This window comes from Paraburkholderia fungorum (assembly GCF_046027215.1).
Lineage (GTDB): Bacteria > Pseudomonadota > Gammaproteobacteria > Burkholderiales > Burkholderiaceae > Paraburkholderia > Paraburkholderia fungorum_D.
Window position 1 is genome coordinate 949,014 of sequence record NZ_JAQQEN010000002.1, and the last position, 23,192, is coordinate 972,205.

Here is a 23,192-nt window from a genome sequence, read left to right on the forward strand (position 1 = left end):
TGTGAGCCGCTTTCTTTTGCCTACTTTTCTTTGCGGCGGCAAAGAAAAGTAGGTGCCCCCCCGCACAGGGGGAACGCTAATAGACCAATAAGCAAACAAGGGAAGGCCACCACCGCAGGCACAAGGAAAATGCCGCCGCCAAAGGCAAAAAATCCACCACTCCACGATGCCATGCTAAAACCCCATACGGAGTAAAAAAATCCCATTCCGATTTCAGGAAACCGAAAGCAATGTCACAAAAGATCTACCTCCAGCATCCGGACAAAACGTCCGCCCCCATCCCTGTATCGGTGGGCTTCAGCTGGGCTGCATTCCTGCTGGGTTTCGCCTGGGCTCTATCGAAGAAAATGTGGTTCGCCGCCTTCATCATGCTGGCAGTCAATATCCTCCTGTTCTTAACGGGCCTGTGGGGCGAGACGGCCGGCACCATCGGCCTCGTCCTATCGATCCTGTTCGGCCTCGCCTGCGGCATCTACGGCAATCAATGGCATCGCTGGACGCTGGAACAGCGCGGCTACATCGTTCAATAGAGCACACGCAAGCACATCAGCACAGGAGCGAAAATTGCTTGCCACGCCACGTGTCAGCATCGAGCAAAGCCAGTCCCCGCAGGTTGCGAAAACAACCATCTCGCCATGGAGCCATCCAATGCCGCTCGCCATCGCCGCTAACAACCCATCCTCAATGCCGATCCGCCGCGGCCTGCTCACCGCGGCACTGATCTCATTGTTCTGCATCACGCCGCTCGCCTTCAGTGCCGACCCGGGTGCCGACCCGGCCGCTGCGCTGGCAACTCCCGAAGCGCCCGCCGTGCCCGCAGCCACACCGGCTCCAGCCGACGACACTTTCCTGCTTACCATCTTCCTGCGACACGACGAATCCAAACCGCTGCCGAAGATCAACGATCAGTTGCGCGCGCAAGGATTCTTCAAAACCTTTCCGCCACCGGGTATCGAAGTCGTGTCCTGGTACGTCATGATGGGCATCGGTCAGGTCGTCACGCTGCGGGTTCCGGCAAGCCGGCTGCGTGAAGTCAACCGGGCCATCGAGACCACCGCGTGGGGCGGCTATCGCACCGAGTTCTATCCGACCTACGACTACAAGGCGCAAGCGCAGCAAATGCGCGCAACAGACGGCAAGTAGGCTCCGCCACGCCGTCAGCCTGCGCATAACGGCGCATAACGGCATGCGGCGCTGCGCCACACAAATGTGGGACGCGAGACGCACAGGTTTACGCGCAGGCAAGGTAAGCCGATAATGCCCCGGTCGCTCCGGCCATGCAGTCTGCAGCGCCGCGCGCGCCGGGCATCGCTTCGCACTCCCTGAACCACCCGTCATCCGTGTTGAAAACCTCACGTTTTCTCGACCTGCTGCACATCCCCGGCTTCAAGCCTCTGGCCGCCGCCACCCTCATGCTAGGTGTGGCGATGTCGTTCACCGCTCCCTATCTCTCGCTGTTCGGCGTCGAACGCGCAGGCATGACGCCGCTCCGGCTAGGCATATTCATGACGCTGATCGCCGCCAGCGGAGTGCTCGCCAGCACCTTCGCCGGCCGCTGGTGCGACGCAAGCGGACGGCACCGGCCACTCCTGCTCGCCTCGCTCACCGCCGCCGCGCTCGGCTATCTATGTTTATGCGTCGTGCGTGATTACCGGCTCCTGCTGGTGGTCGGCATCGCCTTTATCGGGGCGGGCAGTTCCGCCATTTCGCTAGTGTTCTCGTTCAGCCGCGCCGCGCTGCCGGCGCCGGACCCGGCGGAACGCGCATTCGCCAGCGCGACCCTGCGGACCATCCTGTCGGCCGCCTGGGTGTTCGGCCCGGCCGTGGGCGCGCTGGTGCTTGCGGGGACCGGTTTCTATGGGCTGTTCCTGTTCGCGGCGGCGAGCTTCGCGGCCTGCGCGACGATCGTCTGGCGCATGCGCGAGCCGCAAGGCCATCTAGGCGATCACACGGTGGAAGACACCGCGGCTGAGCCGTCGGCGTCGATCACCGTGCCGCCGTTGACCGCGCCTGGCGAAGACGCGCACGAAGACCTGCCTGGCGTCGCGTCGCCCAACGACATCCGCCGCGCGGTGGCCGCGCTGACGCTGCTGGGCCTCGCCGCCAATGCGACCATGATCGTGTTACCGCTCTACATCGTGCATGGGCTGAACGGATCGCATCTCGATGTGTCGATCATGCTCGGCCTCGGCGCCTTGACGGAAATCCCCATGATGCTCGCGCTCGGCGCGAAATCATCGACGCTGCACAAGCCGAACTGGCTGGCCGCCTGTGCAATGGTGCATGCGGTCTATTTCGCGGCGATGTCGATGGCCGGACACGTCAACGTGCTGATTCCGATGCAGATGCTCAACGCGTTCGTGGTCGCGGTGACCTCGTGCCTGGGCATGACCTACGTGCAGGACCTGATGCCGGACTCGCCGGGGCGTGCCACCGCGCTGTTCTTCAACGCGGCGCGGATCGGATCGATTCTGTCTGGTGTGTTGTCGGGGCTGCTGGTGCAGGCGTTCGGCTATCGTGGCACCTTCGTGTTTTGCGGCACGCTGGCTTTGTGCGCGTTCGTGCTGTTCGCCGTACCAGGCTACCGTTATCCGCTGATGTGGCGAGCGGTGCGTGACTTCGCCATCGATCAGTACGGCAGGTTCAGGGCGAGGGCACGCCAGGGGCGCGCGCCAGATCGTCCGCGCTGATCCACGGCTCGTCGATGCATCGGCAGATGCCGTGTTTGAAAGCAACGTTGGCGGAGTAAGGCGACTGCAAGTCTGAAATAACCGCACGTTCAAGTCGGTGCCCCGAGCTGGCGACGCTGCTAGAAGTTCGGAACTTTGCATCGCTTGACGCATCTGCCAAGAAGTATCGTCGTCCTGGGCGCGGCCTGTGAGGCCCGATTCCCGGCACGGGCCACCCGAACCCAACACGGTGCTGCTGGTACAGCGACCCAAACCCACCTACAGTTAGCGGAGTGACCCGCGCGCGGCACGGCCACGGTACGACCAGCGAAATCGATCAGCGCAACGACGCACTTTCCGGAGCGAGATATGCAGCTAGGCATGATTGGATTGGGACGTATGGGCGCCGACATGGTGCGACGTCTGACGAAGGGCGGTCAGCAATGCATCGCCTATGACATGCAACCAGCGGCGGTGGAGAAACTGAAGCAGGACGGCGTCGCGGGTGCCGCGTCGCTCGAAGAGCTGGTCGCGCAACTCGATAAACCACGCGCGGTGTGGCTGATGGTGCCCGCGGCGGTGGTCGACGCGACGCTTGCGAACCTCGTGCCTCTGCTCGAGCCCGGCGACATTGTGATCGATGGCGGCAATTCGTATTACCACGACGACATCCGCCGCGGCACCGAGCTTGCCGCCCGTCAGCTTCACTATGTGGACGTCGGCACGAGCGGCGGGGTGGCGGGTCGTGAACGGGGCTACTGTCTGATGATTGGCGGCGAGACCGAGATCGTGAAGCGGCTCGAACCGATTTTCTCGACGCTCGCGCCGGGCGCGGGCTCCGCGCCCGCGACACCTGGCCGCGCGCCTGGCACCGGCACCGCCGACCAGGGTTTCCTGCATTGCGGTCCGCAGGGCGCCGGCCACTTCGTAAAGATGGTGCACAACGGCATTGAATACGGAATGATGGCCGCGTATGCCGAGGGTCTGAACATTTTGCGCCACGCCGACGCTGGCAAGCACGCGCGCGAGGTGGACGCCGAAACATCGCCGCTGCGCCGCCCCGAGTTGTACCAATACGACCTGAACCTTGCCGAGGTCACGGAGGTATGGCGGCGCGGCAGCGTGGTCGGCTCGTGGTTGCTGGACCTGATAGCCGGTTCGCTGGTGGGCGACGCCGATCTGAAGAGCTATGCCGGGCGCGTCTCCGATTCGGGCGAGGGACGTTGGACGGTTGCGGCCGCCATCGATGAAGGCGTGCCGACGCCGGTGTTGAGCGCCGCGTTATTTGCGCGGTTCAGTTCGCGCGGCGAGGCGGATTTTTCGAACCGGGTGTTGTCGGCGATGCGGCACGACTTTGGCGGCCACGTCGAGAAAGCCGCCACGCCGGCCGATGTGAAGAAGAGCTAACTCAAGTTCACGAGGGAAGCTGCGATGGATGCCACGAGAGCCACGCCTCACGATGTCGTGTTTCTGTTCGATTGCGACAACACGCTGCTGGACAACGACCATGTGCTCGCCGATTTGCGCGCGCACATGGTGCGGGAGTTCGGCGAGCAGAACAGTGCGCGGTATTGGGAAATCTTCGAGAATTTGCGGGGCGAGCTGGGCTACGCCGATTACCTGGGGGCGTTACAGCGGTATCGGTCGGAGCATCCGCGGGACACGCGGCTGTTGTTGATGTCGTCGTTTCTGATTGATTACCCGTTTGCGAACCGGCTGTATCCGGGGGCGCTCGATGCGATCCGGCATTTGTCCACGCGTGGGCCCACTGTGATTTTGTCCGATGGGGATGTGGTGTTCCAACCGCGGAAGATTGCCCGTTCGGGCTTATGGGAAGAGGTCGAGGGACGGGTTCTGATTTATATCCATAAGGAGTTGATGCTCGATCAGGTGATGGAGTGTTATCCCGCCCAGCATTATGTGATGGTGGATGACAAGCTCAGGATTCTGACGGCGATGAAGAAGAGTTGGGGGGAGAGGTTGACGACTGTTTTTCCTCGCCAGGGGCATTATGCGTTTGATCCCAAGGAGATTGCAGCGAATCCGCCCGCGGATGTGACGGTTGAGCGGATCGGGGAATTGGGGGGGATTGATCTGGATTTGTTGTTGAGTTTGGGGACTAGTGGAGGGGCATAAGGTTTGTTTTTCGCCTTTGGCGGCGGCATTTTCCTTGTGCCTGCGGTGGTGGCCTTTCCTTGTGTTCTTATTGGTTTATTAGCGTTCCCCCTGTGCGGGGGGGCACCTACTTTTCTTTGCCGCCGCAAAGAAAAGTAGGCAAAAGAAAGCGGCTCACACCGCCAACTCTTAAGTGGGTCCCCTGGCTTGGAGGGGCTGGTGGTGCGATTAACGGATCACACCTCGGTCCATAACCGTCAGTGACACAGCCGTCATCCGCTCCCACTCCGCACTACGTGCGTCGCGGATGGGTCTGCCAGGGAAACCGGGGGCTTCGTTTGTTTGTGGCGGGAGCCATCGGCTTCGCCTCGGCGAGGCGCCGAAATACGTCGGGCGCTTCGGAAAACCGCATGGGCAAAAACCCGCGGGTGGTTTGATGAAGTACCGCCCCGGCGCGCGCAGCGCCGCCGGAAGCATGACGGCCTGGTCACTCACGCCAGAAGGTGCGGAGGGCCAATCTCTACGGAGCCACAATCCCCTCCAAGCCAGGAGATCCATTTAAGAACTAGCGGTGTGAGCCGCTTTCTTTTGCCTACTTTTCTTTGCGGCAGGCAAAGAAAAGTAGGTGCCCCCGGCACAGGGGGAACGCCAATAGAACCAATAACAAAACAAGGAAAGGCCAAAGAGGCAAGAACCAGGAAATGCCGCCGCCAAAGGCAAAAACAAACCACTAACTTCCCAATTCCTTCAACCGCGCCAGCGCATCCCCAGCCCCCATCCTCGCAGCCGCCTCCAAGGCACTAACCCCACCCGCATCGCGGGCCCCAACATCCGCTCCATGCCGGACAAGCAACTCAACAATCGCGATGCGATTAAACATAGCCGCAATCATCAACGCCGTCCGCCCGTCCGGCGATGCCCCTTCGACATCGGCCCCATGCGCGAGCAACGTCTCAATCACTGCGTCAAAACCCTTGAAAGCCGCACCCGCAATCGGCGTCTGCCCATTATCGTTACGCAAATCCGGATCAGCGCCGTGCTCCAGCAACACGCGCACCGCATCCACGTGTCCGTGGTAACTCGCCAACATCACAAGGCTGTCGCCCTTATCGTTGCGCAAGTTCGGGGGGACGCCTTTCTCAATCACCGCGGCGAGCATCGCAGCATCGCCGCGTCGCGCGAGATCGAAAACCTGATGCGCCAGTTCGAGCAGCTCTGGGTCGATCGGCGCCGGAGAGGGCGGGGCAGAATCAGCGTGGTCCGTCAATCGAATCTCCTTGCAATGGATATGCCGCGCCGGCAGCCTGAGGTAGTTCAGTCAGGATACCCATTTTCTACCACCCACGCCCGCGTGGCGGCTCGCTACAGCTTGCCAAGCAGCGTGACCAGCAATGCGAACACGCCGATCGCCACAGCAACGCCCACGCATAACACCACGAGCGAGAGAATCAGTATCAGAGGGGCTTTGAGGCGGCTGGGTGTCGACATGATGGCCGTTCCGGTAAGGGTGAGCGATGTGGGGCGTGCCGGATGCGCTCCGCCGTCGCGGATGCTGCCGGAGTAGCTTAATCGTATTCGCTTACCATCGACTTAACGCCTTCCGCAAAAAGCCGCTGGTGCGGCACGCCAGACTGCCTCGCAGCTTTCGCACGATCGCGCTTTATAGGCCATGCATCGAACGATACGGTACGCTTCCTGTCACACCCCTGACGATCGACGGCCAGCTTCCCGTCAATCATCGAACAGCCGCGCTTTGCCTTTAGTCCTTCGTCATGTCAGCCGCATGACAAAACGGCCTGCCAGCCTCATTTTTCGCGCCGGCCTGATCACGAACTTCCGCTGCCGCACCCGCTAACCTGCCTGACAGTCCTTTTCGAGGAATCACGCCATGGCCGAAGCAACCTCCCGTCCGACCCCGCCGACCACGCTGGACCCCGACACCTTGCGCAAGATGGACCGCTACTGGCGCGCCTGCAACTATCTATCGGCCGGCATGATCTATCTGCGCGACAATCCGCTGCTGCGCGAACCGCTCAAGCCCGAACACATCAAAAACCGGTTGCTCGGCCATTGGGGTTCGGATCCAGGCCAGAGTTTCCTGCTGGTGCATCTGAACCGGCTGATCAGAAAGCTCGACCTGAACATGATCTACATCGCCGGTCCCGGCCACGGCGCGCCGGCTACGCTGGCTCATTGCTATCTCGAAGGCCATTACTCGGAAATCTATCCCGATCGCAGCGAAGACGAAGCGGGCATGCAGCGCTTCTTCCGGCAGTTCTCGTTTCCCGGCGGCATCGGCTCGCATTGCACTCCCGAAACACCGGGCTCGATTCACGAAGGCGGCGAGCTCGGTTACAGCCTGTCGCACGGCTATGGCGCGGCATTCGATAACCCCGATCTGATCGTCACGGTGATGATCGGCGACGGCGAAGCGGAAACCGGACCGCTCGCGACCTCGTGGCATTCGAACAAATTCCTGAATCCGATCCGCGACGGCGCCGTGCTGCCAGTTCTGCATCTGAACGGCTACAAGATCGCCAATCCGACAATCCTCGCGCGGATTCCCCGCGAGGAACTCGACGCCCTGCTTACCGGCTACGGCCACAAGGCCTATTTCGTCGAGGGCGACGACCCCGACACGATGCATCAGCAAATGGCCGCGACGCTCGAACAATGCATCGGCGAAATCCGCGCGATCCAGATGCATGCGCGCGAAACCAGCGACGCGTCGCGGCCACGCTGGCCGATGATCGTGCTCCGGTCCCCGAAAGGCTGGACCGGCCCGAAGGAAGTCGACGGTCACAAGGTGGAAGGCTCGTGGCGCGCACATCAGGTGCCGGTGCTGGATCCGGTCACCAACGGCAAGAGCCTGAAGCTGGTCGAACAATGGCTGCGCAGTTACGAACCGGAATTGCTATTCGACGAAGCAGGGCGTCTGGTCGAAGAGCTGCGTGCACTCGCCCCTGAGGGCACCCGTCGCATCAGCGCCAATCCCCATGCCAACGGCGGTCTGCTGTGCAAGGCGCTCGACATGCCGCCGTTTCGCAACTACGCGGTGGCAGTGAAGAAGCCCGCCGGTTCGTATACATCGCCCACGGAGGTGTTGGGCCAGTTTCTGCGGGACGTGATGCGCAACAACATGACCAACTTCCGCGTGTTCGGCCCTGACGAGACCGCCAGCAACAAGCTCACGGCCATCTACGAGGCGTCGGAGAAAACCTGGCTGGCCGGCACCGTGGCCAGCGATGCCGACGGCGGCGAGCTCGCGGTGGACGGCCGCGTGATGGAGATGCTGAGCGAGCACACCCTCGAGGGCTGGTTCGAAGGCTACGTGCTGACCGGCCGGCACGGCTTGTTCGCCACGTATGAAGCATTCGTCCACGTGATCGATTCGATGTTCAACCAGCACGCCAAGTGGCTCGAAAAGGCAAAGCGCGATCTCGGCTGGCGACAACCCGTGCCGTCGATCAATCTGCTGATTACGTCGCTGGTGTGGCGTCAGGATCACAACGGCTTCACGCATCAGGACCCCGGCTTTCTCGACGTTGTCACGAATAAAAGCCCTGACGTAGTGCGTATTTATCTGCCGCCGGACGCGAACTGCCTGTTGAGCGTTGCCGATCATTGTTTGCGATCACGCGATTACGTCAACGTGATCGTCGCCGACAAGCAGCCGCATCTGCAGTATCTGGACATGGACGCGGCCGTCACGCACTGCACCAAAGGTATCGGCATCTGGGATTGGGCCTCGACCGATCAGGGCGTCGAGCCGGACGTGGTGATTGCGGGTGCCGGCGACATCGCCACCATGGAGGCGCTCGCCGCGGTGCAGATCCTGAAGGAGCGCTTTGCGCAACTGAAGATCCGTTTCGTGAATGTGGTCGATCTGTTCCGCCTGATGCCCGAGCACGAGCATCCGCACGGCCTCTCCGACCGCGATTTCGACTCGCTGTTTACGACCAGCAAACCGGTGATTTTCAATTTCCATTCGTATGCATCGCTGGTGCACAAGCTGACCTATAACCGCACCAATCACGACAACCTGCACGTGCATGGCTATCACGAGAAGGGCAACATCAATACGCCGCTCGAACTGGCGATCATCAACCAGGTCGACCGCTTTTCGCTTGCCATCGACGTGATCGATCGCGTGCCGGCTTTGCGCGGCGTCGGCGATCATACGAAGGAGTGGCTGCGCGGACAGATCATCGAGCACCTGGCGTATGCGCATACCGAGGGCATCGACAAGGAAGAGATCCGCAACTGGACGTGGAAGGCTTGAGCGAGGCGCGCAATGCACACTGACGAGCAGACTGGGGAAGCGCTGATTCTGGTGTTGAACAGCGGATCGTCGTCGTTGAAGTTCGGGCTGTTCACGCACTCGGGCGATGACGAATCATTGTTGCTGGAGGGCAGCGCGGAAGGCATCGGCCGGGCCGACGGCAGTTTGCGGATCAGGTCGCCCGACGGCCGTTCACTGGTTCAGCAGGAACACGTGCTGGAGTCGCAAACCGATGCATTGCAAAAGCTCGCCGACGTGCTAGCCGGGCAGAAGTATGCGCGGCCAGCGGCGGTGGGGCACCGGGTGGTGCATGGCGGCCCGCATCTGCGCTCGCATCGGCGCCTGAGCGCCGAAGTCCGGCAGCAGTTGCAGGACGCCGTGCACTTCGCGCCGTTGCATATCCCGCCGGCGCTGGCATTGATCGACGAAGCGTCGTCGATTTTCGGCGACGCGCAGCAATTTGCGTGTTTCGATACCGCGTTTCACGCCACGCTCCCGCCGCGTGCGTCGCAATTGCCGTTGCCGCGCCGCTATGTGGATGCGGGGGTGATTCGCTACGGTTTTCATGGGCTTTCGTATGAATCGCTGATGACGAGGCTTGGCGCCAGCTTGCCGCCACACGCCGTGTTCGCGCATCTGGGCAACGGTTCGAGCCTGTGCGCCTTGCGGGACGGAATATCCGTCGATACGTCGATGGGGATGACGCCGACCGGCGGTGTACCGATGGGCACGCGCAGCGGCGACCTCGATCCGGGCGTGCTGCTGTATCTGATGCGTGTCGAGAAGCTCAACGCCGATGCGCTGGAGACCTTGCTCAATCGCCAGAGCGGCCTCGCTGGTTTCGCCGACGGCGAGAGCGACATGCAGGCGCTGGAAAAGCGCGCGGCGGCTGGGGATGCGGATGCTTTGCTGGCGCTCGATGTGTTTGCGATTGCGGTACGCAAGACGATTGGGGCGTATGCGGCTTTGCTGGGCGGGATCGATTTGCTGGTGTTCACGGGCGGGATCGGCGAGCACAGCGATGAGATACGCAAGCGGGTATGCGGGGGGCTTTCGTTTCTTGGATTATCGGCGGGAGATTCGGCGGGGAGGGTGCGGGTGATTCATACCGAGGAGGAGAAGCAGATTGCGAGGCATTGCCGGAGGATGCTGCGGGAGGGTTAGGGGTTATTTTGTTTTGATGGTGGTGTGGTCGGTGACGCCTGTTACGCCGAACAGGCGGGTGACGTCCTCCAATGCGGCCGACCGTTGCTGATCGTGGTGGAGTTCGCCTTGCAGGGTGATGTGGCCATGTGAGACGTGTATTTTTATTGTGTTTTTGGGGATCGCTGCGTCCCATGCGAGACGGGTTTTGGCTTCTTCCGCGATGCCGGTGTCGGAATAGGGGTTTTTTACATTTGGCATGGTGATGCTTTTTTTTGCTGAGAGGATGGTTGGACAGTAGCAGATGATTTTGAGGTTTGCTGTTGTTGCCTACGGCGTTTGGTTTGGTTGTGCCTACGGCGTTTGGTTGTTTCTTTTGTTATTGGTTTATTAGCGTTCCCCCTGTGCGGGGGGGCACCTACTTTTCTTTGCCCACCAAGTGGACTTCCTTCGGGGCGCCGGCCGCAAAGAAAAGTAGGCAAAAGAAAGCGGCTCAAACCGCTAATTTTTAAGCGGCTCCCCTGGCTTGGAGGGTGTAACGGCTCCGTAGAGATTGGCCCTCCGCACCTTCTGGCGTGAGTGACCAGGCCGTCATTCCTCCGGCGGCGCTGCGCGCGCCGGGGCGGTACTTCACCAAACCGCCCGCCGGGTATTGGCCACGCGGTTTTTCGAAGTGCCCGACGTATTTCGGCGCGTCGCCGAGGCGAAGCCGATGGCCCCCACCGCGCACAAACGAAGCGCCGGGTTTCCCTGTGGACCCGTCCGCGACGCACGCGGTGCGGAGTGGGAGCGGATGACGGCTGTGTCACAGACACTAATGGACCGAGGTGTGATCCGTTAATCGCACCACAATCCCCTCCAAGCCAGGAGACCCACTTAAGAGTTGGCGGTTGGAGCCGCTTTCTTTTGCCTACTTTTCTTTGCGGCGGCAAAGAAAAGTAGGTGCCCCCCCGCACAGGGGGAACGCAAATAAACCAATAAGAAAACAAGGAAAGGCCAACGCCGTAGGCAACCAGAAAAAAGCCAGCTCACCGCCTACGGCGAAAACAACTACACCACAGCACTGGCAACAGCCTGCGCCGTAGCCGCAGACAACGTCCACCCCAAATGCCCATGGCCAGTATTATAAAAAACCCCCGGACGCCGCCCGCGTCCAACCTTGGGCAGCATGGCAGGCAACATCGGCCGCAACCCCGCCCACGGAATCACCCGCGAGGTGGACACCTCAGGAAAATACTTTCGTGTCCAATCCACCAGCGGTGCAATCCGGTCTGACCGGATATCCCGATTGAACCCATTGATCTCCGCCGTCCCGGCAACCCGAAACCGGTCCGCGCCAAGCCGGCTGGTCACAATCTTCGCGCTATCGTCGAGCAAACTCACCCAGGGCGCGCGCTGCTGACTCACCTCGTCATCGAGACATACCGTGATCGAATAACCCTTCACCGGGTACACATTCACACGATCTCCAAGCATTGCCGCGAAATCGCGACTCTTCACGCCGGCGCACACCACGATCCGCTCAAACGCAAACTGCTGGGGCTCGCCATCCAGCTTGACCGTGAGCATGAAACGCCCCTCGGCCGGCTGCTCGATCGAGGCAATATCCGCGTCGTAGTGAAATTCCACCCCGTGCCGCACACACGCCTGAGCCAGCCCGCGTGTGAACTTGTGAATGTCGCCCGTGGAATCCGAAGGTGTGAAAAAGCCGCCGTAAAAATCGCCATGCAAGGTGGGCTCGATAGCGAGCAACTCGCCCGCGCCCACCGGGTTCCGCTCAAGGCCGCCTTCGCGCAGCAGGGCATTCACCTTGCTAGCGGCATCGAAATCCTTGCGGTTCTTATAGATGTGCAGAATGCCGCGCCGCTCCAGATCGAAGTCGATTCCCTCGCGCTCGGCAATCGAAAACAGATGCTCGCGCGCAGCAATCGCGAGCCGCACCGTCTCGACAGTGTTGGCCCGGTAGTGCGGGATCTGCCGCAAAAACTCGCCCATCCACGAATACTTGTGCCACGTAGGCATGGGATTGAGCAGCAGCGGGGCGTCGCGCGTAAGCATCCAGCGCAAACCCTTCAGGACAGTGGCGGCGCTGTTCCACACCTCGGCATTGCTGGCGGATAACTGGCCGCCGTTGGCGAACGAGGTCTCCATCGCCGCATAGCGATGACGTTCGAACACAGTGACATGGTGGCCGCGCTGAGCGAGGGCGTGTGCAGTCGTGACGCCAGTAATACCGGCGCCAATGATGGCGATTCTTGACATGACATGGTCCAGAGCAAGTTGAGCATCGCCGGCTTCGGTGTCCGATTGCTTCATCGAATCCGGCGTCGATGCCCCATCTGTCCATGTACCTGAGAGTTTCTTCCCGTCAACTTACGGCGTGATCCAAACCGTATCGAGGGAATCCCCTTCGGTGGGCGCGCATGGCGCCGCTCTCCAGATGTTCCAGCTGCGCGGTCCTTTTGCCTGAGAGTTTCCGGGGCGGTTGCTCCGTCGGCGTCGTCACAAACGTCTGACGATCTCTCCCGCGCTGCATTGCAGAACGGCTCGACAATACCGTCCAACAATCATCACCGCAAGTGTTTCCTGCGATGCACTGCGCAACGAGCACGCTGAAAAACCATGCGAAGCCCGTCCCCCGTGCGGATTACTCAGGTCCGCACGAGCGTATGAATCTTCGACATACGCTATATTTGGCGGCTCTGCCCGACGTCCATTCAAAGAGGAGACTGCCCGTGCCCACTGTCACAACCCTGCTCGCTTTCGGTGTGGTTTCGCTCGGCATGGTGCTCACGCCGGGGCCGAACATGATCTATCTGATCTCGCGCTCCCTCTGCCAGGGGCGGCGCGCGGGGCTCATCTCGCTCGGTGGGGTTGCGCTCGGCTTCGTGTTCTACATGTTCTGCGCGGCGTTCGGTATTACCGCGTTGCTGCTGACGGTGCCGTATGCGTATGACGCACTGCGTTTCGGTGGCGCGCTTTATCTGCTCTATCTGGCGTGGCAGGCGGTCAAGCCCGGCGGCCGTTCGCCGTTCCAGGTACGCGATCTGCCGCACGACAGCCGCCGCAAACTGTTCACGATGGGCCTCGTCACCAACCTCGCGAATCCCAAGATCGCGGTGATGTATCTGTCGCTGCTGCCGCAATTCATTTCGCCGGGGCACGGCAGCGTGCTCTCGCAGTCGATCGCGCTCGGCTGCGTGCAGATCGTCATCAGCGTGACGGTGAATGCGTTGATCGCCAGCATGGCGGGGTCGATTGCCGTGTTTCTTTCGGGGCGTCCGGTGTGGCTGCAGGTACAACGCTGGCTCATGGGCACCGTCCTCGCAGGCCTCGCCGTGCGGATCGCTTTCGACTCGCGCCGCTGAATCTCTCGGCTTGATCGCGCGTCAACAACGCTTGAACCTGCGCGTGCGGTCTTGCCATCGGTAAGGCGTCTGGCGAATCAGCCGGCGTGCGTCTGACGCAGTGGCGTCAGAGATTGATACACCGCGCCTGCCCGGCGCGTTTATCATAGGGGCCACGAACTGAAACCGCGTCTGAAACCGCGTCTGGCCGTGCCATGCACGCCAACTCACGAGACCCGGCGGCGTGTGCCGCGACATCATCCATGAACTCCACTCCCGACGCTCTTTCCCGCCCGCCCATCCGCGCCTTGACACTGCTCGAAGGACGCGTGCTCGGCGTGCTGGTCGAAAAACAGCACACCGTGCCGGACAGCTATCCGCTTTCGCTCAACGCGCTGACCCTGGGGTGCAACCAGAAAACCGGCCGCGCGCCGGTGATGAATGCGACCGAAGCCGAGGTGCTGACCGCCATCGACGGATTGAAACGGCTGAGTCTCGTTTTTGAAGGCAGCAGCAGCCGCGTGCCGCGTTTCGAGCAGAACATGAATCGAGTGCTGGGCCTGCCGAGTCAGTCGGGCGCGTTGCTGACCACGTTGTTGCTACGCGGCCCGCAAACGGCGGCCGAGTTGCGCCTGAACAGCGCGCGTTTGCACGGCTTTGCCGATATCTCGTCGGTCGAGGCGTTTCTGGACGAACTCGCAGCCAACGATCCGCCGCGCGTGGTGAAACTGGCGCGCACGCCGGGCGAGCGCGAGAACCGCTGGATGCATCTGCTATGCGGTGAGGTCAGCGCGGGTGATTTTGCGGCAGCGGGAGACGAGGAGGAGGCCGTGCCGCCGTCGGCTTTCGAGGCCTTGAAGGCCGAGCAGAAGCGGCTGGCTGACGAAGTGAGCCAGCTGCGAGCCCTCGTCGGGCACATGGCAGCGGAACTGGGTATCGATCTCGACGACCTCGCCAACCGTTCGTAGGGCCCACGTGGATCGCAAGGCAGCGATCTTTGCGGGCCGCGGGCTGCAGGGTAGAGGCTTCAACCCGACAGCGCGACTTACGTCGCTCAACCCCGCAACTTCTTGCGATACTCATCCACGGGCAGCCCGCCCCATCCCCAGTTCTCCGTTTCAACTTCCTCGATCACAACGAAGGTCGCTTCGAGCGGCTTGTTCAGCACGTCGAGCAGCAAGTGACTTACGCCCTTGATCAGCTGGGCTTTTTCTTCGGCGGTGACCGACGTCGCACCAGGCTTCGTGCCTTCGCGGGTGACCTGAATCGTGACAATAGGCATGTCGCTCTCCTTGATTACGCTTGCTGCAAACAGGCGCCGGACCGCGGCGCCCGAGGGTACTTAGTGACCAGCGCTCTGGCCGCCGTCGACGTGCAGGATTTCGCCCGTCACGAAGGGCGCCGAGTCCAGATACAGCACGGCTTGCGCAATATCGCTCATCTCGCCCATGTGACCGACCGGATGGAGCGCGCCGAGCGCTGCATGCGTTTCCACCCCGTGCATCGGCGACTTGATGATGCCCGGCGAGACAGCATTCGCACGAATGCCGCGCTTCGCGTATTCGATCGCGAGGGACTTCGTGGCCGAGTTCAGGCCGCCTTTGGTCAGCGATGCCAGAACTGAAGGCACGCCATCGATCGCGTGGTCGACGAGACTGGTGGTGATGGTGACAACGTGGCCGCTCGACTGCTTTTCCATTTCAGCGATCGCGAGCTGCGTGATATGGAAGAAGCCATTGAGGTTCACGGCCGTTATCGCTGCATAGTCTTCCGCGGTGTAGCTGGTAAAAGGCTTGGCGACGAAGATGCCGGCGTTGTTGACCAGCGTGTCGACGCGGCCAAAGCGTGCCACGGCTTCCGAGATCACGCGGCGGGCTGTTTCCGGATCGGCGATATCGCCGGCTACCGTCAGAATGTCAGGATCGTTCGACGGCTTGATGCTACGTGCCGTTGCGACCACACGGTGACCGCGTTCGCGGAACGCCTTGACCACTTCCGCACCAATGCCTTGCGATGCACCCGTAACGACGACGACTTTTTGTGAGCTGCTCATGAAAATCCTCCAGTTGATTTGATTCGGCTTCCTTGCCGGCCGGGCCGGTGGCGCCGATGGAGGTGAATGTAGGCGAATTGACGCTGAGTTCGAATACCCGTCATGGACAAACAGCAATGCGTGGCAGGAACAAATCAGGCGTCTGCCCGACGCGGCAATCTTGCGCTCCGGGCAACGCTATGTGAATCAGGCGAGAGCCGGTCGCTCAAGCCATGTGGGTCACGAAGGTGCAGGGGCCGGCGGCTCCGATCCATTCGCCGGCAGCCAGAGACGCCGTATTGTCAGCACTGCGGGGACATCGTATTGTCAGCGGTGCGGGCCGCCGGCGCCCGCGGGAAGCACCGAAGGCCTTCGCCGACGCGGTCGTCGAAGGGGCGAAATACCGACAACGTAGCACCGACAACGTAGTCCCGGCGGCGGAGCCACCTCATGCGCCCATTCAGCGCCATTTTTGTGTTCATCGGCACCTTGCTCGCGGCAGGCGGGTATGGCGCAACGTTTCTCCTGTCGATGCATTTCCATACTCTCGGCGGCAATGACCTCGACACAGGCGTAGCGCTTGCGGAAGCCATGGTCGGCACCTTCCTGGGCGTGCCGCTTGTCGGCTGGTTCGCGCAGCGCATCGGCGCCGCGCGCATGACCGCGTTCGCAGCACTTTGCATCGGCGCGGGCGTGGCCGGCTTCGCGCTGATCGAGCGGCTGGGCGCGCTGAACGTGATTCCCGGTTTCCTCGTGGGTTTCGGTTGGGGGGCGTTCTGTGTCGCCGCGCCGATGTCGCTCGCTGAGCGCACGAGCGATGCCGATCGCGGCTTCTGGTTCCTGCGCTTCGGCACCGTCCAGATGGCGGGCGTCGGTGGCTGCCCGGCGCTGGCAGCGTTTGCGATTCACTCGTTGCACTGGGCGCTCAGCAGCGTGCTCTACCTGGTGGGCGGCCTGTGCGTCATCGCGGCGCTGGTGCTCGAGATCTTCGGTCGGGTCGCGCCGCGCTCGTCCACGTCACCTGTGCAGGAGCAATGGCTGCGCGACATTCATGTCATTTCCCGTACCCGCGCGGCTTACCCGATCATCATCATCGCCCTGTGCGCCTGCGTGTTTTCAGGCTTGATGAACTTCCAGATGTCGCTGGTGCAGGGCACGCGCGCGCAAGCGGGCACCTTTTTCAGCCTCTATGCGGTCACCGTCGTGGCCGCGCGCTGGCTGCTTGCGCGGCTCGTGATCAGGGTGCGGCGCGAAGCCGCCACGAAAGTGCTGCTTGTCATCATGGTGCTGGGCATCGCGGCGATGTTCGCAACGCCTTATGACGCGATGTTCCATTCAGCCAGCGCCGTGTTGCTCGGTACCGGTTACGGGCTCGTTTATCCGGTGGTTCAGGCACAGGCAGTCAACGATTCCGAGGCGATCTACCGGCAGGCCGCGTTGACGTGGTTTGTCGTGGCCTATTTTGTTGGCACGTTCGGCTTTCCGGCGCTCGGCGGCTGGGTGCTGGTCCATATGGGCAAGAGCGCATTGATCGCGCTCCTTGCGACTTGCGGCCTGGCAGCACTCCTGCTCGCCATCGTGCAGGACAAGCGGGGCGTTGCGTCGCTCTCCAAGGTGTAGGGCGCGAATGCGGGGCGCGCGGCCCCGAGTTGGGGAGCGCTGCACCATCAGGCGCCGCTCCAGACGCGCCCGCTCAACATGGCGAAGCTTCCGCTCGAAAACCGCAAACCCAATCCAGGCAAGGATTTCACGCCGTTCTAACGGGCCGTAAACGCCCCTGGCATAGCTCCTGCTAATTTGAGTCCAAACTTGTATTCAAGATGGAACTCAAGGAAAAACAGGTGCCTATTTCTCTACCACAGACGGCCCAGGGCCTATTCCAAGCGTATGCCGCCAAACGGCTGACGCCATCCGAAGTCGTTGACGCTACGCTCGCTCATATCGACGCATTCGACCGGCCTGAAGTCTGGATCCTGCGCGTGCCGGCCACCGACCTGCAAAGCCGCGCCCGCGCGCTCGAAGCGCTTTACGAAGAGCAGGGCAGCGCCGTCTTCAGGCGCATGCCGCTGTTCGGCGTGCCGTTTGCGGTCAAGGACAATATCGACGTCGCCGGCTTGCCCACCACGGCTGCGTGTGAGCCGTTCAGCTATACGCCGGACGCGTCGGCCTTCGCCGTGCAGCGTCTGATCGACGCCGGCGCGATCCTGATCGGCAAGACCAATCTCGATCAGTTCGCGACGGGCCTCGTCGGCACGCGCTCGCCGTATGGCGCGGTGCGCCACACCGCATTTCCGCTGCGCGTCTCCGGCGGGTCGAGCTCGGGCTCCGCGGTCGCAGTTGCGTCAGGTAGCGTGGCCTTCTCGCTGGGCACCGACACGGCGGGTTCAGGCCGCGTGCCGGCCGGCTTCAATGGGCTGGTCGGCCTGAAGCCGTCATTGGGACTGGTCAGCAAGCGCGGCGTCGTGCCGGCGTGCCGAAGCCTCGACACGATCTCGGTGTTCGCGCACGACGTCGGCGATGCATGGCACGTACTCAGCACCATCGCCTGTTTCGATCCGCTCGACGGCTACTCGCGCAAGGTGCAAAGCCGTGGCCTGTTGTATTCGAGCCCGCGGATCGGCGTGCCGGACCACCTCGAATTCTACGGCGACGCAACAGCCAGCCAGGCGTTCGCCGCGACGCTCGACACCTTATCGACACGTCTGCACCTCGCCGCCACGCCCATCGATTTCAACCCGCTCAAGCAGGTTTCCGCGCTGCTCTACGACGGCCCGTGGGTGGCTGAGCGGCGCGCCGCGCTCGGTGCTTTCTTCGAGACGCATCACGAAGCCATTGATCCGGTGGTGGCGACGGTGATCGGCAAGGCCGACCGCTTCAGCGCGGCCGATGCCTTCAACGGCCAGTACGCGCTTGCCGATCTCAAGCGCCGGGCAGAACAGCTATTCGAGACGATCGATATCCTGGTGGTGCCGACCACGCCGACCCATCCGCTGATTGCGGACGTACAGGCCAATCCGGTGGAACTGAACAGCCAGCTTGGCTACTACACGAACTTCGTCAATCTGCTCGATCTATGCGCGTTGGCCGTGCCGTGCGCGCGCCGCCGCGACGGCCTGCCTGCCGGCGTCACGCTGATCGCTCCGAGCGGCGCTGACCGCCGTCTTGCTGAACTCGGCGCACGCATTCAGGCGCTCTTCACCGACGCCGAAGCCGGGACCGTGCCGGCCACCGTCGAGCCATTGCCGTTTCAGGAGCCGGCTGTCGCGCTCGCGGTGGTCGGCGCGCATCTGCGTGGACAGCCGCTGAACTGGCAGCTTCAGGAGGCTGGCGCACGCTTTATCGAAGCGACGCACACCGCGTCCGGCTATCGCCTCTATGCGCTCGCCAATACTCAGCCGCCGAAGCCCGGACTGGTCCGCATGAACGGCGAGGGCGGCGAGAGCGGCCAGCCCATCGCCGTGGAAGTCTGGGAAGTCCCGCTGCGTGCGTTCGGCAAATTCGTGATGGACGTGCCTGCGCCGCTCGGCATCGGCACGCTGCAACTCGCCGACGGCCGCGCCGTGAAGGGCTTCATCTGCGAGCCGTCCGCGGTCAGCGACGACAGCGGCGCCACGGACATCACCTCGTTTGGCGGCTGGCTGGCCTATCTCGACAGCGCCATGGCCAACGCTCTTTAACTCTCAATCAGGAATCGACAACATGACCAGCCGCCGCAATTTCATCAAGAGCGCCAGCCTGTTGACGCTCGGCAACATCCTGCCCATCCAGTCGGTGTTCGCCGCGCCGAAGACGACCGTCGGCGTGATCTACGTCGGCGCGCGGGGCGACTATGGCTACAACCAGGCCCAGGCGGTTGCCGCGAATGTGATCAAAAAGATGCCGGACGTGAAGGTGGTGGAAGAAGAGAACGTGCCGGAAACCATCGCCGTGCAGAAAACCATGGAGGCGATGATCGAACAGGATGGTGCGACGCTGATCTTCGCTACCTCGTTTGGCTACTTCGATCCGCACGTGCTGAAGATGGCGGCCAAATATCCGAAGGTACGTTTTGCGCACTGCGGCGGTTTGTGGAAGCAGGGCAATCCCGCGAACATTACCAGCTACTTCGGCTATATCGACGAATGCCAGTATCTGAACGGCGTGGTCGCCGGCCACATGACAAAGAGCAAAAAGCTCGGCTTCGTGGCCGCCAAACCGATTCCACAAGTACTCCGGAATATCAATTCGTTCACGCTGGGTGCGCAGTCCGTCGATCCGTCGATTACCACGCAGGTGATTTTCACCGGTGACTGGTCGATGCCGGTGAAAGAAGCGGAAGCCACCAACAGTCTGGTCGATCAGGGTTGCGATGTGCTGACCTGTCACGTCGACGGCCCGAAGGTGGTGGTTGAAACGGCGGAGAAGCGCGGCGCGATGAGCTGCGGCTATCACGCGAGCCAGGCAGCGCTCGCGCCGAAGGGCTATCTCACCGGCGCGGAATGGGATTGGGCGACGCCGTACCGGCAACTGGTGGCGGGCGCGCAAAGCGGGGCTGCGCAACCGAATGTGCTGCGCGGCGGTTTGAAGGAAGGCTTCGTGAAGATGTCGCCGTACGGCGCGAAAGTGAGCGCACAAGCCAGACAGAACGCCGACTCGATCAGAAGCAGCATGGTGGCCGGCAATTTCGTGATCTTCAAGGGGCCGATGAAGGACAACAAAGGCGGCACGGCGATTGCCTCGGGCGCGAGCCATGTGCAGACCGACTACACGCTCGAAAGCATGAACTATCTGGTGGCGGGCGTCGTCGGCCAGATCTGACGACGGCATTTGCCTGAACGAAGGAGCCATGATGCGCCCCAATGCCCCTGTCGCGAGAGTGCTGCTGACGCTCTTGCCCGTGCTGCCGACCGTGTTGGCGGTGCTCGGCACGCTGCTGCTGTTCTCACTGTTCCTGCTGGTGCAGCGACAGCCGGCGCCTGAGGCGATCGGGCTGATTTTCGAAGGCGCGTTCGGCTCGTCTTTCGCGTGGCAGAGCACGCTGCTGCGGGCCTCGCCGCTGATGCTTACCGCGCTGTGCGTGGCCTTGCCCGCGCAGGTCGGGTTGATCGTGATCGGCGGCGAGGGCGCGCTCGCGCTAGGCGGCATGTGCGCGGCGATCGTCCCGCAGATGCTGCCGCACGCCACGCCGTGGCTCGTCGCCACGCCGCTGATGGCGCTTGCCGGCATGCTGGCCGGCGGCGTCTGGATCGGCGCGGTCGGCGCCTTGCGGCAGTGGCGCGGCGTCAACGAGACGATCAGCAGCCTGCTGATGGCGTATATCGCCATCGCGCTCTTCAAGCATCTTGTGGAAGGGCCGTTACGCGACCCCGCGAGTCTGAACAAGCCGTCCACGCTGCCCGTGCCCGACGCGATGATGATCGGCTCGATCCCCGGGCTCGATACGCACTGGGGTCTGTTCTGGGGTGTGGTGGCGTGCCTCGCCGCATGGGTGTTCGTGAAGTTCAGCACCCGGGGTTTCGCGATGCGCGTGGTGGGCGGCAGCAATCGCGCGGCGCGGCTCGTCGGTCTGCCGGTCAACCGGCTGGCGCTGCTCGCGTGCATCCTCGGCGGGGCGGCGGCGGGCCTCGGCGGCATGTTCGAAGTGGCTGCCGTGCAGGGCAGCGCGAATGCTTCGCTGCTCGCCGGCTACGGTTACGCCGGCATTCTCGTGGCCTTCGCCGCGCGACAGAATCCGCTCGCGATCATCGCGTGCGCGCTGATGATCGGCGGCATCGAGGCGAGCGGCAGCCTGCTGCAACGCCGTCTCGATCTGCCCGACGCCACCACGCTCGTGCTGCAAGGCCTGCTGTTCGCCAACCTGCTGGCGTGGGAAGCGCTCGGCGGCCGGATCGCCGCGTGGCGCGTCAGATTGCAGGCCGCCGCGCTAGTCGACCGTCCCGTGCAACTGGAGCAGACCCATGCCTGACATGCACTCGCCCATCGTAATTCTGTTGCTGTCGCTATTTGCCGGTGCGATTCGCGTCAGTACGCCTTACCTGTTCGTCAGCCTCGGCGAATGCCTGACCGAGAAAGGCGGCCGCGTGAACCTCGGCCTCGAGGGCATTCTCGTGTCCGGCGCGATGAGCGGCTACGCGGGCGCTTTTCTGACCGGCTCGCCGTGGGCCGGTGTGCTCGCGGCCGGTTTCGTGGGCCTGCTGCTCGGCTGCCTGCACGGACTCGTGTGTTCGCTGCCGCGCGTGTCGGATATCGCTTTCGGCATTGCGTTGATGCTGCTCGGCACCGGGCTCGCGTTCTACCTCGGCAAGCCGTTTATCGAACCGCAGGCGCCGATGCTGCCGTTCATCGATCTCGGCACATGGACCTCATCGCCGCAACTGCATAACGCGCTGCATATCAACCTGCTGTTCGTAATCGGCGTGGTGCTGGCCTTCGTTCTGCAATGGGGCTTGCGCAATACGCGCTGGGGCATGGTGCTGCGGCTCGTCGGCGATCACGCGGAAACGGCGCGGGCGATGGCCTATCCGCTCACGCGCATCCGCATTGCGGCGACGGCCGTGGGCGGCGTATTCGCGGGAATCGGCGGCGCGTATCTCTCGCTGGTTTATCCGGGCAGCTGGAACGAAGGCCTTTCCAGCGGACAAGGGCTGATGGCGGTCGCGCTGGTGATCTTCGCGCGCTGGCAGCCGTTGCGCTGCCTGTGGGCCGCCTTGCTGTTCGGCGCGGCCGGCGCGCTCGGCCCCGCGTTGCAGGCGATCGGCGTGACGAGCGGCTATTACCTCTACAACGCCGCGCCGTATGGGCTGACGCTGCTCATCATGAGCATCAATTGCCGTCCGGACAGAACGCTGGCCGGCGCGCCGGGCGAACTGAGCCTGACACGCTGACCGGCCAGCCGTCGCCGGCCGAAGACCCCAACAAGGATCACATCGCCATGACCCGATTCATCGAAGCAAAACCCTATCCGTGGCCTTACGACGGCAACCTGCGCCCGGACAACACCGCGCTCGTGATCATCGACATGCAGACGGATTTCTGCGGCCACGGCGGCTATGTCGACAAGATGGGCTATGACCTGTCGCTGACCCGTGCGCCGATCGAGCCGATCAAAAGCGTGCTGAAACCGATGCGCGAGCAGGGCTTCACGATCATTCACACTCGCGAGGGGCATCGGCCGGATCTGTCCGACCTCCCGGCGAACAAGCGCTGGCGCAGCCGCCGCGCCGGCACCAACGGGCTGGGCATCGGCGACGACGGACCGTGCGGCAGGATCCTCGTGCGCGGCGAGGCCGGTTGGAACATCATCGACGAATTGCGGCCGCTGCCCGGCGAGATCGTGATCGACAAACCCGGCAAAGGCTCGTTCTGCGCGACCGATCTCGAACTGATCCTGCGCACGCGCGGCATCGTCAATCTGGTGCTGACCGGTATCACCACGGATGTCTGCGTCCATACGACCATGCGCGAAGCCAACGACCGCGGCTTCGAATGCACGGTGCTGGCGGACTGTTGCGGCGCAACCGACCAGCGCAATCACGACGCAGCCCTGCACATGATCACCATGCAAGGCGGCGTGTTCGGCGCGGTATCCGACTCGGCCGCGTTGCTGGCCACCCTGGACCGATAAT

General features: G+C 62.6%; 21 protein-coding genes and 1 riboswitch. Of the genes, 15 read left to right on the top strand and 6 right to left on the bottom strand.

The window, feature by feature from the left end:
* Window positions 1–230: 230 nt before the first annotated feature.
* From PQR27_RS24890 to PQR27_RS24910, 5 genes are all read left to right on the top strand, one after another.
* Window positions 231–530: a DUF2628 domain-containing protein gene (locus tag PQR27_RS24890; protein WP_408526291.1), complete on the top strand. Its 300-nt coding sequence runs from the start codon at window positions 231–233 to the stop codon at window positions 528–530.
* Window positions 531–648: 118 nt separating this feature from the next.
* Window positions 649–1,143 (top strand): hypothetical protein, encoded by a 495-nt coding sequence (locus PQR27_RS24895; protein WP_408526292.1) that lies wholly within the window; start codon window positions 649–651, stop codon window positions 1,141–1,143.
* Window positions 1,144–1,340: 197 nt separating this feature from the next.
* Entirely contained in the window at window positions 1,341–2,690 is a 1,350-nt protein-coding gene (locus PQR27_RS24900) for a sugar efflux transporter (protein ID WP_408528291.1), read from the top strand.
* A 348-nt stretch (window positions 2,691–3,038) separates the two neighbouring features.
* A complete protein-coding gene (gene gnd, locus PQR27_RS24905; RefSeq protein ID WP_408526293.1) occupies window positions 3,039–4,076 on the top strand; it encodes a phosphogluconate dehydrogenase (NAD(+)-dependent, decarboxylating) in 1,038 nt (345 codons plus the stop codon).
* A 24-nt stretch (window positions 4,077–4,100) separates the two neighbouring features.
* Window positions 4,101–4,805 (top strand): HAD family hydrolase, encoded by a 705-nt coding sequence (locus tag PQR27_RS24910; RefSeq protein WP_408526294.1) that lies wholly within the window; start codon window positions 4,101–4,103, stop codon window positions 4,803–4,805.
* A gap of 709 nt (window positions 4,806–5,514) precedes the next feature.
* Here the strand turns inward: PQR27_RS24910 and PQR27_RS24915 are convergent.
* Both PQR27_RS24915 and PQR27_RS24920 read right to left on the bottom strand, forming a co-directional pair.
* Entirely contained in the window at window positions 5,515–6,051 is a 537-nt protein-coding gene (locus PQR27_RS24915; RefSeq protein WP_408526295.1) for an ankyrin repeat domain-containing protein, read from the bottom strand.
* 95 nt (window positions 6,052–6,146) lie between these two features.
* Window positions 6,147–6,272: a hypothetical protein gene (locus PQR27_RS24920; RefSeq protein WP_408526296.1), complete on the bottom strand. Its 126-nt coding sequence runs from the start codon at window positions 6,270–6,272 to the stop codon at window positions 6,147–6,149.
* Between the two features lie 400 nt (window positions 6,273–6,672).
* Here PQR27_RS24920 and PQR27_RS24925 point away from each other — a divergent pair, with 400 nt between their 5' ends.
* Together PQR27_RS24925 and PQR27_RS24930 are read left to right on the top strand one after the other, a co-directional pair.
* Window positions 6,673–9,066, top strand: coding sequence for a phosphoketolase family protein (locus tag PQR27_RS24925; protein WP_408526297.1), 2,394 nt, complete (start codon window positions 6,673–6,675; stop codon window positions 9,064–9,066).
* 12 nt (window positions 9,067–9,078) lie between these two features.
* Window positions 9,079–10,230, top strand: coding sequence for an acetate/propionate family kinase (locus tag PQR27_RS24930; protein ID WP_408526298.1), 1,152 nt, complete (start codon window positions 9,079–9,081; stop codon window positions 10,228–10,230).
* 3 nt (window positions 10,231–10,233) lie between these two features.
* On the opposite strand, the gene PQR27_RS24935 is transcribed toward PQR27_RS24930, so the two are convergent.
* The gene (locus tag PQR27_RS24935) at window positions 10,234–10,470 is read right to left on the bottom strand and encodes a BON domain-containing protein (protein ID WP_408526299.1); all 237 of its coding nucleotides are present in this window, start codon (window positions 10,468–10,470) and stop codon (window positions 10,234–10,236) included.
* A 789-nt stretch (window positions 10,471–11,259) separates the two neighbouring features.
* Window positions 11,260–12,471, bottom strand: coding sequence for a D-amino acid dehydrogenase (locus PQR27_RS24940; protein WP_408526300.1), 1,212 nt, complete (start codon window positions 12,469–12,471; stop codon window positions 11,260–11,262).
* A gap of 182 nt (window positions 12,472–12,653) precedes the next feature.
* Window positions 12,654–12,747, bottom strand: a riboswitch (glycine riboswitch).
* 197 nt (window positions 12,748–12,944) lie between these two features.
* Here PQR27_RS24940 and PQR27_RS24945 point away from each other — a divergent pair.
* Window positions 12,945–13,577 carry a LysE family translocator gene (locus PQR27_RS24945; protein ID WP_408526301.1) on the top strand — a complete coding sequence of 211 codons (633 nt, stop codon included), beginning with the start codon at window positions 12,945–12,947 and terminating at the stop codon, window positions 13,575–13,577.
* A gap of 242 nt (window positions 13,578–13,819) precedes the next feature.
* The gene (locus PQR27_RS24950) at window positions 13,820–14,524 is read left to right on the top strand and encodes a YceH family protein (RefSeq protein ID WP_408526302.1); all 705 of its coding nucleotides are present in this window, start codon (window positions 13,820–13,822) and stop codon (window positions 14,522–14,524) included.
* A gap of 86 nt (window positions 14,525–14,610) precedes the next feature.
* Here the strand turns inward: PQR27_RS24950 and PQR27_RS24955 are convergent, their stop codons facing one another.
* Window positions 14,611–14,838 (bottom strand): tautomerase family protein, encoded by a 228-nt coding sequence (locus tag PQR27_RS24955; protein WP_408526303.1) that lies wholly within the window; start codon window positions 14,836–14,838, stop codon window positions 14,611–14,613.
* A gap of 60 nt (window positions 14,839–14,898) precedes the next feature.
* Window positions 14,899–15,609 carry an SDR family NAD(P)-dependent oxidoreductase gene (locus PQR27_RS24960; protein ID WP_408526304.1) on the bottom strand — a complete coding sequence of 237 codons (711 nt, stop codon included), beginning with the start codon at window positions 15,607–15,609 and terminating at the stop codon, window positions 14,899–14,901.
* A gap of 429 nt (window positions 15,610–16,038) precedes the next feature.
* Here PQR27_RS24960 and PQR27_RS24965 point away from each other — a divergent pair, with 429 nt between their 5' ends.
* The 6 genes from PQR27_RS24965 to biuH all read left to right on the top strand — a co-directional run bounded on the left by PQR27_RS24965 (window position 16,039) and on the right by biuH (window position 23,191).
* Window positions 16,039–17,208 carry an MFS transporter gene (locus tag PQR27_RS24965; RefSeq protein WP_408526305.1) on the top strand — a complete coding sequence of 390 codons (1,170 nt, stop codon included), beginning with the start codon at window positions 16,039–16,041 and terminating at the stop codon, window positions 17,206–17,208.
* A gap of 200 nt (window positions 17,209–17,408) precedes the next feature.
* A complete protein-coding gene (gene atzF / locus PQR27_RS24970; protein WP_408526306.1) occupies window positions 17,409–19,265 on the top strand; it encodes an allophanate hydrolase in 1,857 nt (618 codons plus the stop codon).
* A gap of 22 nt (window positions 19,266–19,287) precedes the next feature.
* Window positions 19,288–20,385, top strand: a complete 1,098-nt coding sequence (locus tag PQR27_RS24975; protein ID WP_408526307.1) for a BMP family ABC transporter substrate-binding protein — start codon at window positions 19,288–19,290, stop codon at window positions 20,383–20,385.
* 31 nt (window positions 20,386–20,416) lie between these two features.
* A complete protein-coding gene (locus PQR27_RS24980) occupies window positions 20,417–21,532 on the top strand; it encodes an ABC transporter permease (RefSeq protein ID WP_408528292.1) in 1,116 nt (371 codons plus the stop codon).
* On the top strand, window positions 21,525–22,451 hold the full coding sequence (locus PQR27_RS24985) for an ABC transporter permease (RefSeq protein ID WP_408526308.1): 927 nt from the start codon (window positions 21,525–21,527) through the stop codon (window positions 22,449–22,451). Before PQR27_RS24980 ends, PQR27_RS24985 begins: the two co-directional genes overlap by 8 nt.
* A gap of 47 nt (window positions 22,452–22,498) precedes the next feature.
* Complete coding sequence (biuH, locus tag PQR27_RS24990) at window positions 22,499–23,191, top strand: biuret amidohydrolase (RefSeq protein WP_408526309.1); 693 nt, start codon at window positions 22,499–22,501, stop codon at window positions 23,189–23,191.
* Window position 23,192: the final 1 nt, after the last annotated feature.

Coding starts and splice junctions, on each gene's coding strand:
- PQR27_RS24890 (WP_408526291.1), top strand. CDS start 231: ATGTCACAAAAGATCTACCTCCAGCATCCGGACAAAACGTCCGCCCCC.
- PQR27_RS24895 (WP_408526292.1), top strand. CDS start 649: ATGCCGCTCGCCATCGCCGCTAACAACCCATCCTCAATGCCGATCCGC.
- gnd (WP_408526293.1), top strand. CDS start 3,039: ATGCAGCTAGGCATGATTGGATTGGGACGTATGGGCGCCGACATGGTG.
- PQR27_RS24910 (WP_408526294.1), top strand. CDS start 4,101: ATGGATGCCACGAGAGCCACGCCTCACGATGTCGTGTTTCTGTTCGAT.
- PQR27_RS24920 (WP_408526296.1), bottom strand. CDS start 6,272: ATGTCGACACCCAGCCGCCTCAAAGCCCCTCTGATACTGATTCTCTCG.
- PQR27_RS24925 (WP_408526297.1), top strand. CDS start 6,673: ATGGCCGAAGCAACCTCCCGTCCGACCCCGCCGACCACGCTGGACCCC.
- PQR27_RS24930 (WP_408526298.1), top strand. CDS start 9,079: ATGCACACTGACGAGCAGACTGGGGAAGCGCTGATTCTGGTGTTGAAC.
- PQR27_RS24935 (WP_408526299.1), bottom strand. CDS start 10,470: ATGCCAAATGTAAAAAACCCCTATTCCGACACCGGCATCGCGGAAGAA.
- PQR27_RS24940 (WP_408526300.1), bottom strand. CDS start 12,471: ATGTCAAGAATCGCCATCATTGGCGCCGGTATTACTGGCGTCACGACT.
- PQR27_RS24950 (WP_408526302.1), top strand. CDS start 13,820: ATGAACTCCACTCCCGACGCTCTTTCCCGCCCGCCCATCCGCGCCTTG.
- PQR27_RS24955 (WP_408526303.1), bottom strand. CDS start 14,838: ATGCCTATTGTCACGATTCAGGTCACCCGCGAAGGCACGAAGCCTGGT.
- PQR27_RS24960 (WP_408526304.1), bottom strand. CDS start 15,609: ATGAGCAGCTCACAAAAAGTCGTCGTCGTTACGGGTGCATCGCAAGGC.
- PQR27_RS24965 (WP_408526305.1), top strand. CDS start 16,039: ATGCGCCCATTCAGCGCCATTTTTGTGTTCATCGGCACCTTGCTCGCG.
- atzF (WP_408526306.1), top strand. CDS start 17,409: ATGGAACTCAAGGAAAAACAGGTGCCTATTTCTCTACCACAGACGGCC.
- PQR27_RS24975 (WP_408526307.1), top strand. CDS start 19,288: ATGACCAGCCGCCGCAATTTCATCAAGAGCGCCAGCCTGTTGACGCTC.
- PQR27_RS24980 (WP_408528292.1), top strand. CDS start 20,417: ATGCGCCCCAATGCCCCTGTCGCGAGAGTGCTGCTGACGCTCTTGCCC.
- PQR27_RS24985 (WP_408526308.1), top strand. CDS start 21,525: ATGCCTGACATGCACTCGCCCATCGTAATTCTGTTGCTGTCGCTATTT.
- biuH (WP_408526309.1), top strand. CDS start 22,499: ATGACCCGATTCATCGAAGCAAAACCCTATCCGTGGCCTTACGACGGC.